At 74.6% G+C, this 14,332-nt stretch carries 16 protein-coding genes; 6 read left to right on the top strand and 10 right to left on the bottom strand.

What is annotated here, in order from left to right:
• Nucleotides 1-17: 17 nt before the first annotated feature.
• On the bottom strand, nt 18-1,487 hold the full coding sequence (locus LC193_RS20815; protein WP_226076386.1) for a DEAD/DEAH box helicase: 1,470 nt from the start codon (nt 1,485-1,487) through the stop codon (nt 18-20).
• Between the two features lie 612 nt (nt 1,488-2,099).
• Here LC193_RS20815 and LC193_RS20810 point away from each other — a divergent pair.
• Together LC193_RS20810 and LC193_RS20805 are read left to right on the top strand one after the other, a co-directional pair.
• A complete protein-coding gene (locus tag LC193_RS20810; RefSeq protein ID WP_226076382.1) occupies nt 2,100-2,855 on the top strand; it encodes a ferritin-like fold-containing protein in 756 nt (251 codons plus the stop codon).
• Between the two features lie 25 nt (nt 2,856-2,880).
• Nucleotides 2,881-3,432 (top strand): hypothetical protein, encoded by a 552-nt coding sequence (locus LC193_RS20805; protein WP_226076379.1) that lies wholly within the window; start codon nt 2,881-2,883, stop codon nt 3,430-3,432.
• Here LC193_RS20805 and LC193_RS20800 read toward each other — a convergent pair.
• Nucleotides 3,413-4,180: a hypothetical protein gene (locus tag LC193_RS20800; RefSeq protein WP_226076376.1), complete on the bottom strand. Its 768-nt coding sequence runs from the start codon at nt 4,178-4,180 to the stop codon at nt 3,413-3,415. The two genes, LC193_RS20805 and LC193_RS20800, sit on opposite strands and share 20 nt — an antisense overlap.
• 81 nt (nt 4,181-4,261) lie before the next feature.
• Between LC193_RS20800 and LC193_RS20795 the strand changes: the two genes are divergently transcribed.
• On the top strand, nt 4,262-5,437 hold the full coding sequence (locus tag LC193_RS20795) for an Mrp/NBP35 family ATP-binding protein (protein ID WP_226076373.1): 1,176 nt from the start codon (nt 4,262-4,264) through the stop codon (nt 5,435-5,437).
• An 80-nt stretch (nt 5,438-5,517) separates the two neighbouring features.
• Here the strand turns inward: LC193_RS20795 and LC193_RS20790 are convergent, their stop codons facing one another.
• From LC193_RS20790 to sigE, 5 genes are all read right to left on the bottom strand, one after another.
• The gene (locus tag LC193_RS20790; protein ID WP_226076371.1) at nt 5,518-6,201 is read right to left on the bottom strand and encodes a hypothetical protein; all 684 of its coding nucleotides are present in this window, start codon (nt 6,199-6,201) and stop codon (nt 5,518-5,520) included.
• A 134-nt stretch (nt 6,202-6,335) separates the two neighbouring features.
• Nucleotides 6,336-6,809: a sec-independent translocase gene (locus LC193_RS20785; protein ID WP_226076369.1), complete on the bottom strand. Its 474-nt coding sequence runs from the start codon at nt 6,807-6,809 to the stop codon at nt 6,336-6,338.
• Nucleotides 6,810-6,929: 120 nt separating this feature from the next.
• Complete coding sequence (locus LC193_RS20780) at nt 6,930-8,339, bottom strand: S1C family serine protease (protein WP_226076368.1); 1,410 nt, start codon at nt 8,337-8,339, stop codon at nt 6,930-6,932.
• A gap of 23 nt (nt 8,340-8,362) precedes the next feature.
• A complete protein-coding gene (locus LC193_RS20775) occupies nt 8,363-9,172 on the bottom strand; it encodes a zf-HC2 domain-containing protein (RefSeq protein ID WP_226076366.1) in 810 nt (269 codons plus the stop codon).
• Nucleotides 9,169-9,981, bottom strand: coding sequence for an RNA polymerase sigma factor SigE (gene sigE, locus LC193_RS20770; protein ID WP_226076364.1), 813 nt, complete (start codon nt 9,979-9,981; stop codon nt 9,169-9,171). Before sigE ends, LC193_RS20775 begins: the two co-directional genes overlap by 4 nt.
• Before the next feature lie 166 nt (nt 9,982-10,147).
• Here sigE and LC193_RS20765 point away from each other — a divergent pair, with 166 nt between their 5' ends.
• Entirely contained in the window at nt 10,148-10,798 is a 651-nt protein-coding gene (locus LC193_RS20765; RefSeq protein ID WP_226078820.1) for an O-methyltransferase, read from the top strand.
• Nucleotides 10,799-10,899: 101 nt separating this feature from the next.
• Here the strand turns inward: LC193_RS20765 and LC193_RS20760 are convergent, their stop codons facing one another.
• On the bottom strand, nt 10,900-11,067 hold the full coding sequence (locus LC193_RS20760) for a DUF3117 domain-containing protein (RefSeq protein ID WP_019434894.1): 168 nt from the start codon (nt 11,065-11,067) through the stop codon (nt 10,900-10,902).
• Between the two features lie 206 nt (nt 11,068-11,273).
• Between LC193_RS20760 and LC193_RS20755 the strand changes: the two genes are divergently transcribed.
• Complete coding sequence (locus LC193_RS20755; RefSeq protein WP_404819549.1) at nt 11,274-12,065, top strand: enoyl-CoA hydratase/isomerase family protein; 792 nt, start codon at nt 11,274-11,276, stop codon at nt 12,063-12,065.
• 21 nt (nt 12,066-12,086) lie between these two features.
• Here LC193_RS20755 and LC193_RS20750 read toward each other — a convergent pair whose 3' ends face one another.
• Complete coding sequence (locus LC193_RS20750; RefSeq protein WP_226076362.1) at nt 12,087-12,467, bottom strand: DivIVA domain-containing protein; 381 nt, start codon at nt 12,465-12,467, stop codon at nt 12,087-12,089.
• A gap of 208 nt (nt 12,468-12,675) precedes the next feature.
• Between LC193_RS20750 and folP the strand changes: the two genes are divergently transcribed.
• On the top strand, nt 12,676-13,536 hold the full coding sequence (gene folP, locus LC193_RS20745) for a dihydropteroate synthase (protein WP_226076360.1): 861 nt from the start codon (nt 12,676-12,678) through the stop codon (nt 13,534-13,536).
• Nucleotides 13,537-13,558: 22 nt separating this feature from the next.
• Here the strand turns inward: folP and LC193_RS20740 are convergent, their stop codons facing one another.
• Nucleotides 13,559-14,308 (bottom strand): LOG family protein, encoded by a 750-nt coding sequence (locus LC193_RS20740; protein ID WP_226076357.1) that lies wholly within the window; start codon nt 14,306-14,308, stop codon nt 13,559-13,561.
• Nucleotides 14,309-14,332: the final 24 nt, after the last annotated feature.

Genomic DNA, 14,332 nt, shown 5'->3' with positions numbered 1-14,332 from the left:
CCCGGCCGACCGCAGCCTCAGGACTCCGCGGCGGGGCGTTCCGCGGCGCCCGGCTGCCCGCCGCGCGTGCGGCGGCGCCTGCGGCGCGGGGTGCGCGGCGCTGCCGCGGACTCGCCGGACTCGCCGGACTCGGCGCCGGCCGCCGCCTCGGCGGCCGGCGTGCCGCCGCCCGCCCCGCCCTCGCCGGGCACGGCGAGCGCGACCCCGCCGCGCGTGCGGCGGCGCTGCCTGGGCGTGCGGGCCGGGGCCTGGCGGGCCTCGCGCCCGCGGGGCTCACGCCCGCGGCGCTTGGCACCGGGGCCGCCGAGGTCTTCCATCTCCTCGGCGTCGAGCCCGGCCCTGGTGCGTTCGGCACGCGGCAGCGTGCCCTTGGTGCCCTCGGGGATGCCGAGCGCCTGGAACAGGTGCGGGGAGGTCGAGTAGGTCTCGGGCGGATCGGGGAACGCCAGGTCGAGCGCCTTGTTGATCAGCTGCCAGCGCGGGATGTCGTCCCAGTCCACGAGCGTCACGGCGGTGCCGGTCGCGCCCGCCCTGCCGGTGCGGCCGACGCGGTGCAGGTAGGTCTTCTCGTCCTCGGGCGTCTGGTAGTTGATCACGTGGGTGACGCCGTCGACGTCGATGCCGCGGGCCGCGACGTCGGTGCAGACCAGCACGTCGACCTTGCCGTTGCGGAACGCCCGCAGGGCCTGCTCGCGCGCGCCCTGGCCCAGGTCGCCGTGCACGGCGGCGGCGGCGAAGCCCCGCCTGCCGAGCTGCTCGGCGACGTCGGCCGCGGTCCGCTTCGTGCGGCAGAACACCATCGCGAGCCCCCGGCCCTCGGCCTGGAGGATGCGCGCGACCATCTCGGGCTTGTCCAGCGAGTGCGCGCGGAAGACGTGCTGCGTGATGTTCGCCACAGTCGCGCCGTGGTCGTCGGGCTCGGAGGCGCGGATGTGGGTGGGCTGGCTCATGTAGCGCCGGGCGAGGCCGATGACCTGCCCCGGCATGGTGGCGGAGAACAGCATCGTCTGCCGCTTGGGCGGCAGCAGCTCGATGATCCGCTCCACGTCGGGCAGGAAACCGAGGTCGAGCATCTCGTCCGCCTCGTCGAGGACGAGGCAGCGCACCTCGGAGAGGTTCAGCTTGCGCTGGGCCGCGAGGTCGAGCAGGCGGCCCGGGGTGCCGACGACCACGTCGACGCCCTTGGCGAGCGCCTCGACCTGCGGCTCGTACGCCCGGCCGCCGTAGATCGACAGGACCCGCACGTTGCGGACCTTGCCGGCGGTGAGCAGGTCGTTGGTCACCTGCTGGCACAGCTCGCGGGTGGGGACGACGACGAGGGCCTGCGGCCCGTCACTGAGCCGGCTCGGGGTGGCGCGTCCCGACTCGACGTCGGCCGGGACGGTCACGGCTTCGAGCAGGGGCAGCCCGAAGCCGAGGGTCTTGCCGGTGCCCGTCTTCGCCTGCCCGATGACGTCGGTGCCCGCGAGTGCGACGGGGAGGGTCATTTCCTGGATGGGGAAGGGGGTGACGATGCCGACGGCCTCCAGGGCCTCGGCTGTCTCGGCCAGGATTCCGAGATCTCGGAAAGTGGTGCTGGTAGCGGACAGGGTCGTTGCCTCTTCTGTGTGACGCGGTACCCGGCGGCGAGGCGGGTCGATTGCACCGTGCCGTCGAGCGGCGGCCCCCGAGGGGGGCCGGTCGTCCGGCACGGGACCCGGTCGTCTCGCTCAAGCGCACGCACCGCGCGAGCGGGGCCCCTCATGCCACGGATGGAGCGGGGTTTCCCGGACAGGCCCGGGGGCACCCGCACCGCACCGCGCGGAGGGCTGGTCAGGTCGGAGCCGATCGGGCCACCGACCGGGCATCCTGGGGTTCCCTGGGCGATCCGCGCTTTCCGGGCCCAGGTCTCCGGCATGGGGATGGGCTCACCGCGTACCAGTGAGACATACGAGTGAGCCGCTATACCACTGTACCCCGGAACGGCGCACATGTGTCAGGCCCTGTCACCCGGGCCGACGGCCGGGCCCGACGACCCGCTGCCAGGGACTATTGTGCACTGGCGTGACCGTTGCCGGGCGCGACGCCGATCCGCCTGCGGAGGAGACCTGGGAGACCTGATGGAGACGCCGAAGACCCCGAGTCCCGACGCGACCGCCGAGGAGCGGTCCCGCGAGCTCACCGGCGTCGCCGCGGCGGACTGGGCCGAGTCCTCCGCCGACCCCCGCTACCGGGCGGCCGTCGTCGACCTGCTCGGCGCTCTCGCCTACGGCGAGCTGGCCGCGTTCGAACGTCTCGCCGACGACGCGAAGCTGGCGCCCGCCCTCGCCGACAAGGCCGCGCTGGCCCGGATGGCGGCGGCCGAGTTCCAGCACTTCGAACGGCTGACGGGCCGGCTGCGGGAGATCGACGAGGACCCGGCGGCGGCGATGGAGCCGTTCGCGTCCGCCCTTGAGGAGTTCCACCGCCTGACCGCGCCGTCCGACTGGCTCGAAGGGCTGGTCAAGGCGTACGTGGGCGACGCCATCGCCGCCGACTTCTACCGCGAGGTCGCGGTCAGGCTCGACTCCGACACCCGCGCGCTGGTGCTCGCGGTGCTCGACGACACCGGCCACGCGTCGTTCGCGGTGGAGAAGGTGCGCGCCGCCATCGAGGCCGATCCGCGCGTCGGCGGCCGGCTCGCCCTGTGGGCCCGCAGGCTGATGGGTGAGGCGCTGTCCCAGGCGCAGCGCGTGGTGGCCGACCGGGACGCCCTGTCGACGATGCTCGTGGGGGGCGTGGCCGACGGCTTCGACCTCGCGGAGATCGGCCGGATGTTCTCCCGCATCACCGAGGCGCACACCAAGCGGATGGCCGCCCTCGGGCTGTCCGCCTGACACCGCGGCGGGCTACGCTCCGCCCATGACGACCACGCCCGCGTTCGGCCGCGCCCTGATCGAGGAGGCCGCGAAGAAGTCCGCGCTGGTGTGGGTCCGGGGCCCGCGGGGGCCGCGGCGCGCCCTGTGGCACGTCTGGCACGACGGCGCGGTGTGCCTGGTCGGCGGCCCGGGCGAGCAGCCGCTCGACGACCTCGGCCTTGAGGACGGCGCGCCCGCCGCGGTCGGCTGCCGCAGCAAGGACAAGGGCGGGCTGCTCGTGGAGTGGCCCGCGCTCGTCACCGAGCCGGCCCCGCGCGGCGAGGTCTGGGCCTCGGCGGTCGCCGAACTCGCGGCCAAGCGGCTGAACGCCCCGGACGCCGAGGGGCTCGCGGAGAGGTGGGCCGCGACCTGCCGGGTGCTGCGCCTTGAGCCGGCCGGGGAGCCGTCCAGGCGGCCCGGCGCCATGCCCGCCGAGTCCGGTGCGGCCCGGCCGCTGCCGACCCCCGCGGCCACCCGCGTGCGGGTGCCCACGGGCCTGCCGGCCCGCCGTGCGGGCGGCCGGCGGGGCCGCGGCGCTACTCAGCCGCCTCGGTGATCATGGCGTCCCCGTAGTCCACGACCTCGTCCTCGGGCGGCGGGTTCAGCGAGAACTCCTCGCCCCAGTCGTCCATCGACAGCTCGCCCGCGTCGCCGCCGCGCTCGATCCACAGCGGGTACGGCGTTCCGAACAGGGCGACCTCAAGGGCGCCGCCCGCCCCGGCGTTCCCCTCGACGCGCAGCGTCTCCATGCCGTCGATCTCGCCGCGCTCCTCGCCGGTCGCGCGCTCGCCGTCCAGCGTGAGCAGCCCGTCGAGGAGCGTGTCCTTGTCGGTGAACCCGCTCACCTCCGCGTACGCGGGGTCGTCGGGCGCCACCCGCACGTACTTGCCGTCCAGCTTCTCGGCCGGGTCGGACTCCAGCTCCTCGGGGATCGCCTCGCTCTCCCAGAACGCCGCGTCCGCCTTGATGTACAGGTCCTCGCCGACGCGCAGCACCTCGAACGTGACGCCCTCGACCGACACCTCGCCCACGGCGCCCTCGTCGCCCAGCCGCACGTCGAGCCGGAAGGAGCTGTCGCCGACCAGGACCGTGCCCGACAGGCGCACGGTGGGCGCCTCGGCCGCCGCCTGCCTGGCGCGCTCCTCTATCTCCGCGGGGGCCAGCTCGTCGAGACCGTTCGTCTCGACCTCGGGCTCCTCCGCACCGCCGCAGGCCGCCGTCGCCACGGCGAGCACCGCGGCGCACGCCGCGCCTGCCATGGTCCTGCGCCACCTGAGCCGCTGTGTGGGGGCAGTTGGGATCACGGGCGGCAGCGTACCGGCCCGCGCCCCGCGGGCCGAAGGTCGAGTCCTCCCTCGCGGCCCGGGCGCCGTACCATCGGGGGCATGGCTACCGATACCCCCCCGGCCCCGGGTGCGACCGGCACGCTGCCCACGGAAGAAGCGGTGCGGGCCGCGCTGAAGCGGGTGAACGACCCGGAGATCCACCGGCCCATCACCGACCTGGGCATGGTCAAGTCGGTGGATGTCGCCGCCGACGGCACGGTGACCGTCGGGGTGTATCTGACGATCGCCGGCTGCCCGATGCGGGACTCGATCACGTCCGACGTGACCGCGGCGGTCCGCTCGGTGCCCGGCGTCTCCGGGGTCAGGGTCGACCTCGACGTCATGAGCGACGAGCAGCGCAAGGACCTGGCCACCACGCTGCGGGGCGGGCAGGCCGAACGGGAGGTCCCGTTCGCCCAGCCCGGCTCGCTGACCCGCGTCTACGCGGTGGCCTCGGGCAAGGGCGGCGTCGGCAAGTCGTCCGTCACGGTCAACCTGGCCGCGGCGCTGGCCGCGGACGGCCTGAAGGTCGGCGTCGTGGACGCCGACATCTACGGCCACTCGGTGCCCCGCATGCTCGGCACCGACGCCAGGCCCACCCAGGTCGAGAACATGATCATGCCGCCGACGGCGCACGGCGTGAAGGTGATCTCCATCGGGATGTTCACCCCGGGCAACGCGCCCGTGGTGTGGCGCGGCCCGATGCTGCACCGCGCGCTCCAGCAGTTCCTCGCCGACGTCTACTGGGGCGACCTCGACGTGCTGCTGCTCGACCTGCCGCCGGGCACGGGCGACATCGCGATCTCCGTCGCGCAGCTGGTGCCCGGCGCGGAGATCCTGGTCGTGACCACTCCGCAGCAGGCGGCGGCCGAGGTCGCGGAACGGGCCGGGTCGATCGCGGTGCAGACCCACCAGAAGATCGTCGGCGTCGTGGAGAACATGGCGGGCCTCCCCTGCCCGCACTGCGGCGAGATGGTCGACGTGTTCGGCACGGGCGGCGGCCGGCGCGTGGCCGAGGGGCTGACCAGGACGACCGGCGCCGAGGTGCCCGTGCTCGGCAGCATCCCGATCGACGTGCGGCTGCGCGAGGGCGGCGACGACGGCAAGCCCGTCGTGCTGTCCGACCCGGACTCCCCCGCCGGAACGGCGCTGCGCCAGGTCGCCGCCGCGCTCGGCACGCGCCAGCGCGGGCTCGCCGGCCTGTCGCTCGGCATCACGCCGCGCAACAAGTTCTGACGCCCGCCCGGCTCCCCGCGGCCCCGGCCGCGTCGGGGGGCCGGGCGGCCCGCCCGGCCCGCGCGGAGCGGGCCCGCGGGCTACTCCGCGTAGCTCTCGATGTCCTTGACCACGGCGAACCCGAGGCCGTACGCGCTCATGCCGCGCCCGTAGGCGCCGATGTGCACGTCGTGCTGCGCCGCGCCGGCGAGCACCCACCCGTACTCGGACTCCCGGTAGTGGAAGTCGGTGGGCACGCCGTCCACGGGCAGCGAGAGCACCGTCCAGGTGCCGCCGTTCATGTCGTCGGCCAGCTCCCACGCGATGGCGGTCTGCTGGTCGAGCCAGTCCTGGCGCAGCGCGCGTTCCATCTGGGCGGGCCACGTGCACGAGAGCAGTCCCGAGCCGGCCAGCCAGGCGGCCGAGGACACCGAGGTGGCCTCAAGCAGCCCGGTGCCGTCCGGGCTGCGCCGCACGGGGCGGCTCGCGACGGTCACGACGACCGCGAACCGCTGCTCGTCGTCCTCCAGTTCGCCCCGCAGGGACGGCTCGTCGCCGTGCCCGACGGAGCCGTGCTCCACGGCGCCGTCGGCGGAGACCCCGACCTGCATCAGCCAGCGGGGGCCCGTGAACGCCTCGTCCAGTCCGTACCAGGGGAAGCCCGCCATCAGGTAGCCTTCCACCGCCCGGCGCGCGCCCGGCACCCCCTGCGGCACGGGCTTGCCCCCGGACGCGCCTGGACCGTCTGTCGAGTCCTGCGGCTCAGCCCGACTCGTCGTCTCCATGTAACGCGACGCCTCCTCGTTGCCCTCGTCCTGGGGTCACCCCGGACATAGGGAGGATAGCCATACGGATCCGGGGCGGAGGGCAGGCCGGGAGGTCACGGGGCGTCATATGCCCCGAAGGGCGGCGTATCCACTCAGGTGGCGTCGGCGTCGAACGGCGGCGGGTCCTTGGGGGCCGCGGCGGGCGCGGCCTCGCCCTTCTTGCCCAGCGACACGGTACCGGCCGCGCCGGCCCCGGAGGCCGCGGCGGCCGGCGGGGTCTTCGTCAGGCTCGTCCTCGGGGTCCTGCCGTTGACCGCGTCGGTGACCTCGGTCAGCTCCTTGCGCATGTCGAGGCTGCTGGTCAGTTCCTTCAGGCCGAGGTCGTCGTTGTCCAGCAGGTGCTTCTTGGCGAACCTGCGCGGGTTCAGGTCCTCGAACTCGAAGTCCTTGAACTCCGGGCCCAGCTCCTCCCGGATGTCCTGCTTCGCGCTGTCGGAGAAGTCACGGACCTTGCGGATGAACCGGGCCGTGTCCTGGATCATCTTGGGCAACTTCTCCGGCCCGAAGACCAGGATGGCCAGGATGATCAGCGTGATGAACTCCAGTGAGCCTATATCGAAGAACACCTGACAGCTCCCTGACGCGAACGGTAGATGGCCACGGTACCCGGCAACGGCCGCGGAGGGGAGACGGCGTAGCCCACGATGCGGTGAACGACGGACCACGGCCGCGTCAAGAGCCGTCGTTCAGTCACCGAAGCGCTCCCCCAGGGTGACCGTCAGCGAGATCTCGTCCCCGCCGCGCTCGACGGTCAGCTCCAGCTCGTCCCCCGGCCGGTGGCTGCGGATCTTCACGATCAGCTCGTCGCTGCCGCGCACGGGCTCGCCGTCGACCGCGGTGATGACGTCGCCCTCCTCGACGCCCGCGGCGTCCGCGGGGCCGTCCGGCTCGACGGCCCGGCCGCCCGACGCGCTGCCGACCCGCGCGCCGTCGCCCGGGTAGCCGGTGTCCAGGGTGACGCCGATCACGGGGTGGCTGGCGCGCCCCTCGTTGATCAGCTGCTCGGCGACGTCCTTGGCCTGGTTGACCGGGATGGCGAAGCCGAGGCCCACGCTGCCCGCCGCCCCGGGGTCGAGGCCGCCGCCGTCCGCGGTGCGGATGGCGCTGTTGACGCCGATGACGCGGCCCTCGGCGTCCACGAGCGGGCCGCCCGAGTTGCCCGGGTTGATCGGTGCGTCGGTCTGGAGCGCGTTGACGTAGCTGACGTCGGAGCCGTCCGCCTGCTCGCCGCCCGCCGTGATGGGGCGCTCGGTGGCGCTGATGATGCCCGAGGTGACCGTGCCCGCCAGGTCGAAGGGCGCGCCGATGGCGACCACGGGGTCGCCCACGCGCACGGCGTCGGAGTTGCCCAGCGGCAGCGGGGCGAGCCCCGACACCCCGGTGACCCGCACCACCGCCAGGTCGTAGCCGCTGTCCTGCCCGACGACCTCGGCGCGCGCGGTGTCCCCGCTGCTGAAGGTGACCTCTATCCCGCCGCCGCGCTCGGCCGGCCGCACGACGTGGGCGTTGGTGAGGATGTGGCCCCGGTCGTCGATCACGAAGCCGGTGCCGCCGCCGAGCGTGACGACGCCGGGCAGCGCGGCCTCCGCGATCCCGGCGATGCTGCCCTCGGCGGGCGGCTCGTCCGCCGCCTCCGACTGGGGCAGCCGCACCTCGCTGAACGCGCCCTCGCGCTCCAGGTACGCCCCCACGGCGCCGCCGAGGACGCCCGCGACCAGCGCGATCACGCCGGCGCCCGCGAGCAGGCGCCGGGGCCCTCGCGGCGCGGCGCCCTCCGGGGCCGGCCGACCGGCCTCGGCCGCGCCGCCCGCGCCGGTCCCGCCCGGCGCGGCCCACGGGTCGTAGCGCGGCGGCGCGGCGGGCGGCAGGTGGGTGCCGACCGGTGGCGTGGGGTCGGGGCGTCGCACGGGCGGCGCCGGCGCCCACGGGCCGGGCTGGCCGTACGGCGGGGTGCCGTACGGGTCGTGGCCCGGCGGCTCCGCTTCCCCGCCCGCGCCGGAGCCGCCCGGCGCGCCCTGGTGGCCGGGAAGGCTGTTGCCCTTGTCCATGGCGGCGTTCCCCATCGTGTCCGCGGCGTATCGCTCCCGGCTCCGCATTGAACCAGGTCAGTGCCCCGGATTCAGCGCGGCCCCAGGGCGTTGAGCAGGCTGGGCGACGCGGAGGGGACGCCTCCGCCGGCGAGGTGGAGGCCGGTGCCGATCAGCGGGAACAGCTGCCCGCTCGACCCGATGGGCCCGGCCGGGGCGCTGAGCAGCGCGAATCCGGCGGCCTGCGCCGTCAGTACCGCGGGCAGCGGCCTTTCCTCCTCCGAACGCGCGGCCGAAGGGCGGGTGGCGTGCGCCGGGGTGACGCCGCTGGCCGCCGACACCGCGCTCGGCGCGCCGGATCCGGCGCCGGCCGCGCCCGCGCCCACGCCGCTGACCGTGCCGCCGATGGCGAAGGCGGCGAGCGAGACCGCGCCCGCGGCGGCGAAAGCGAGCCGGTGACCGCGGTGCGTCCGCGCCGTCCCCGGCTCGTGTATCCGGAAGCCCCGCTCGCCCGCGATGGCCGGCGGCCCGAGCACCGAGCCGCGCTGCCTGCCGCCCGGCAGCGCGTCGAGGCGCAGCGCCGACGTCCGCCGCGTCGCCGACCGGTCGGGCGGTGGTTCGTCATCGGGCCCGTCGGCCACCGCGCGCTCCCGCTCGGCGTCGGTCGCGGGCAGGGCCTGGAGCCGGGCGAGCAGCCCGTCGGACGGGCCGGGGAGCACGCTGCGGGCGAACACGTTCTTCAGCTCGCGCTGCGCGTCCGCCTCCGCCTTGCAGTGCGCGCAGGTGGCGAGATGGGCCAGCACCCGGTCCCGGCTGTCGTGGGTCAGCTCGCCGTCGACCAGGGCCGCCAGGCTCTCGCCCAGATGGCGGTCGGCAGGTCCGTCCTCACCTGAACCACTCACTCCGCCCCGCCTTCCACCGTGCCCCGGCCCGCCGGGACCGCGGCGAGCACGGCCTCGGGGCGCGCCGCGGCCTCGGAGCGCACGCGCGGCGAGCGGTGCCGCAGCGCCTTGCGCAGGTGGGAGCGACCGCGGTGGATGCGGCTGCGCACGGTGCCCAGCTTCACGCCGAGGGTGGTGGCGATCTCCTCGTAGCTGAGGCCCTCGATGTCGCACAGCACCACGGCCGCCCGGAAGTCGGGGGCCAGGGTGTCCAGGGCCTGCTGCACGTCGGCGTCGAAGTGCGTGTCGTTGAAGTGCTGCTGGGGGGTGGGCTCGCGGCTGGGCAGCCGGTCGGCCGCGTCGTCGCCGAGCGCGTCGAAGCGGATGCGCTGCTTGCGCCGCACCGAGTCGAGGAACAGGTTGGTCGTGATGCGGTGCAGCCAGCCCTCGAACGTGCCGGGCGTGTAGGTGGACAGCGAACGGAAGACACGGACGAAGACCTCCTGCGTGAGGTCCTCGGCGTCGTGCTGGTTGCCCGTGAGGCGGTACGCCAGCCGGTAGACGCGCGCGCTGTGGGTGCTGACGATCTCCTCCCAGCTCGGCGGCGCCCAGGTCGCGCTGTCCGCGCCCTCCTTGAACGTGGCGACGGTCGTGGTGGTGCCGTCGGCCGCGTCTGCGGCGGCCCGCGCCCGGTCGGCGTCAGGAGCGTTCTCTGTCACAGAATTCGGCCCGCCGGGTGCCCGCAGGAAGCGCCTGAGCACTCCCCGGCCGGTGGACGAGGCCGCACCTCCCCTGTCGGATCTGGTGGTGTCCAGTGGGGTCCCTACCATAACCACCTGCCCCGTTAGCTCCGGATAAGCATTCCTTGGACCGGCTTTTCGCCGGGCCGCCCGCCGGGGGCGGCCGTTCGATGATCCAACGTCCGGTCCCGGCGTCCTGTTCCCCCGCGGACTCGCTACAGTCAAAGCGCGTGAATGACGGGGACAGGAGAGGGCCATTACCGGCAACCGGCTGACGAGCTGGGCGTTCGCCGAGGCGTATGGCGCCCCGGACGCCGGGACCGCCGAAGGGGCGGCGCTCGACTGGGCCCGCGACCGCGCGGGCGAGGCGGGCGTGCGCCCGGTCACACCCGGCACCGGTGACGCGTTGCGGCTGCTCGCCACCGTCTCCGCGGCCAGGGCCGTGGTGGAGATCGGCACCGGCACCGGCGTCTCGGGCATCCACCTGCTCGCCGGCATGCGGCCCGACGGGGTGCTGACGACCGTCGATGTGGAGCCGGAGCGGCAGCAGTTCGCCCGGCAGGCGTTCCGGATGGCCGGGTACGCCGCGAACCGCACGCGGGTCATCCCCGGGCACGCGCTCGACGTGCTGCCCCGGCTGACCGACGGCGGCTACGACCTGGTGTTCTGCGACGGCGACCGGCTCGAATGCCTCGACTACCTCGGAGAATCGTTGCGGCTCCTGCGGCCCGGTGGGCTGGTGTGCTTCGCCGGGGTCTTCGCCGGCGGGCGCACCGTGGACTCGGCGGCTCAGCCCACCGAGGTGCGCCGGCTGCGCGAGTTGCTGCGCGCGGTACGGGAGAGCAAGGACCTGGTCCCCGCGCTGCTCCCGGTGGGCGACGGGCTGCTGTGCGCGGCGCGGGCCTGAAGGCGAGCCCGGGCCGCCGTCCGCGCCCCGGGCACGAGACGGCGCCGCCCCGGACGGGTGGTCCGGGGCGGCGCCGACGAGTCAGCTCGGAGGGCGGCGACTCAGCCGGTCACCTTCTTCAGCTCCTCGTCGAGCGCGACTGCTTCGTCCGGAGTCAGCTCGACGACGAGTCGGCCACCGCCTTCGAGCGGAACGCGCATGATTATGCCCCGCCCCTCCTTGGTCACCTCAAGCGGACCATCGCCCGTCCGCGGCTTCATGGCCGCCATGCTCGTTCCCCTTCCTGAACCAGCTCGTCGAAGCCGACAACCCGGGGGCCGCCGGCATCGAACACATTGCTTCCGGCCATTATCCCGCATGGAACGTGCCGATGACCAACATTGGGCGGTATCCCTTCGGCAACGCACACGCGCAAAACCACTCAATCCGCCGATTGTCCCGCGATAGCGCGGATCACTGCGCCATGCTGTGCGGCATGGCCGACACCGACACCGTGCTCTACGACGTAACCGACGGTCTCGCGACTGTCACGCTGAATCGCCCCGAGGCGATGAATGCCCTGAATGTGACCGCGAAGGAAGCGTTGCGCGACGGCTTGCGGCGCGCGGCGGCGGATTCCGCGGTGCGCGCGGTTCTCCTGACCGGGCGAGGACGGGCCTTCTGCGTCGGGCAGGACCTCAAGGAACACGCCGCGGGTTTGGCGGAAGAAGGCGACGCGTTGCGCACGGTCGCCCTGCACTACAACCCTGTCGTCAGCGCGATCGCGGGAATGCGGAAACCCGTGGTGGCCGCCGTGAACGGCGTCGCGGCGGGCGCGGGATTCGGCTTCGCGCTGGCGGCCGACTACCGCGTGGTGGCCAGCGGCGCCTCATTCAGCACCGCCTTCACGGGAATTGGGCTCGCCACCGACTCCGGCCTGTCCTGGACCCTCCAGCGCTTCGTCGGTCCGGGGCGGGCGGCTGACCTGCTGCTGTTCCCCAGGAAGATCGACGCCGCGGAGGCCGAACGGCTCGGCATCGCCCAGCGCGTCGTGCCCGACGACGAACTGCCGGACGCCGGGCGGGAGATCGCCCGCGCGCTGGCCGAGGGCCCCACCGTCGCCTACGCGGCGGTCAAGGAGGCCCTGATGTACGCGGCGGGCCACCCGCTGACGGAGACGCTCGAAGTGGAGGCCCACCTCCAGTCCGTCGCCGGGGCGAGCGCCGACCACCGGGCCGCGGTGGCCGCGTTCCTCGCGAAGGAGAGGCCGCGCTTCCGCGGCGAGTGAGCCAGGAACCGGGGCCCGCGCTCAGCCCTTGCCGTCCCGGGGGGCCGCGCCCTCGCCCCGCGCGGCCTCGGCCGGCGCCCCGGCGCTCGCCCCCGCCCCGGCCAGGGCCGTCTCCAGCTCGGTGATCCGCGCGTCGCGCTCGGCCAGCTCGGCCGCGAGCCGGTCGAGCACGTCGTCCACCTCGGCCATGCGGTACCCGCGCGGCGCGACCGGCAGCCGCACCCGCACCACGTCCGCCGGGACCACCGGCCGGTCCAGCGGCAGCGGGTCGTCCAGCCGGTCCGGCTCGGCGTCCGCGAGCCCTCCGGCCGCCGGCCCGCCCGAGCCGTCGCCGCTGCCGAGGACCGCGAGCGTGACCGCGGCGATCACCACGACCATCGCCGCCATCAGAAACCAGAACACGGATACCGACCCCCATACCTCTCGCTGACCGGCGTCACCTGCGCCCGGCCGCCGCGCGGCGGCCTGCACCCGTCGCGGTGCCCGTCCCGGTGCCGGGACGGGCACCGGCGCCGTGCGCATCGTCGCACGGACCACCGACAATGGCGGGCAGGTAGGTTCGAAGCGTACGCCGCCGCGGCGGAACGGGCGAGAACGGGGAGCTGAACGGATGCTGCGCCTGGGGGCACGGGAGTTCGGGCCGGACGAGCACCTGATCATGGCCATCGTGAACCGGACGCCCGACTCGTTCTACGACCGGGGGGCGACCTTCCGCGACGACGCGGCGCTCGCCCGCGTCGAGCGGGCGGTGGCCGAGGGCGCGGCGATCATCGACATCGGCGGCGTCAAGGCGGGACCGGGCGACGAGGTGGACGCGGCCGAGGAGATCCGCCGCACCGCGGGCTTCGTCGCGGAGGTGCGCCGCCGGTACCCCGAGGTCGTGATCAGCGTCGACACGTGGCGGCACGAGGTCGCGGAGGCCGTGTGCGCGGCGGGCGCCGACCTGCTGAACGACGCCTGGGGCGGCGTCGACCCGAAGCTGGCCGAGGTGGCGGCCCGGCACGGCGCCGGCCTGGTGTGCACGCACGCCGGCGGCGCCCGCCCCCGCACCCGCCCGCACCGGGTGGCCTACGAGGACGTGATGGCCGACATCCTGCGGACCACCGTGGGGCTCGCGGAGCGCGCGGTGGCCCTCGGCGTGCGCCGCGACGCGGTCCTCATCGACCCGGGGCACGACTTCGGGAAGTCGACCCGGCACTCCCTTGAGGCCACCAGGCGGCTTGAGGAGATGACCGCCACCGGCTGGCCCGTGCTGGTCTCCCTGTCCAACAAGGACTTCGTCGGGGAAACGCTCGACCGGCCCGTCCAGGAGCGGCTGCTCGGCACGCTTGCGGCCACCGCGGTCTCGGCGTGGCTCGGCGCGCGGGTCTACCGCGTGCACGAGGTCGCCGAGACCCGGCAGGTCCTCGACATGGTGGCCGCCATCGCCGGCCGCCGGCCGCCGGCGGTCGCCCGCCGGGGCCTGGCCTGAGCCCGCCCGCGGGGCGCGCCGGTCAGGGCTTGGTGACCAGCGCGATGGCCTCGTCCACGTCGTCCGTGAGGTGGAAGAGCGACTCGTCCACCGGGGACGCCTTCCCCTGCGCGACGACCGTGTCCCGCAGCCACGTGACGAGGCCGCCCCAGTAGTCGGTGCCCACCAGGACGATGGGGAACCGCGTCACCTTCCTGGTCTGGACCAGCGTCAGCGCCTCGAACAGCTCGTCCAGCGTGCCGAGTCCGCCGGGCAGCACGAGGAAGCCCTGCGCGTACTTCACGAACATGGTCTTGCGCACGAAGAAGTACCGGAAGTTGATCCCGATGCCGACGTACTCGTTCAGGCCCTGCTCGAAGGGCAGCTCGATGCCCAGGCCGACCGAGACGCCGCCGGCCTCGCTCGCCCCCCGGTTGGCCGCCTCCATCGCGCCGGGGCCGCCGCCGGTGATCACGGCGAACCCCGCCTCGACGAGGCCGCCGCCGATGCGCCGCCCCAACTCGTACTCGGGCGAGCCTGGCGGCGTCCTGGCCGAGCCGAACACGGAGACCGCGGGTCCCAGTTCGGCCAGGACCCCGAAGCCCTCGACGAACTCCGACTGGATGCGGAGCACCCGCCACGGGTCGCCGTGCACCCAGTCGGACGGGCCCCTGGTGTCCAGCAGCCGCTGGTCGGCCGTGCCGGCCGTCATCTGATCGCCGCGGCGCACCACGGGCCCGAGGCGCTGCTCGCGCCGGCCGTCCCGCTCGCCCGTTCCCCGGCTGCCGTTCATGCCGTACTCCTCATCGAACGCCCT

The organism is Streptomyces marincola, assembly GCF_020410765.1.
GTDB lineage: Bacteria > Actinomycetota > Actinomycetes > Streptomycetales > Streptomycetaceae > Streptomyces > Streptomyces marincola.
The sequence above is the reverse complement of the archived record's forward strand: the minus strand, read 5'-3'. Positions and strand labels throughout refer to the sequence as shown.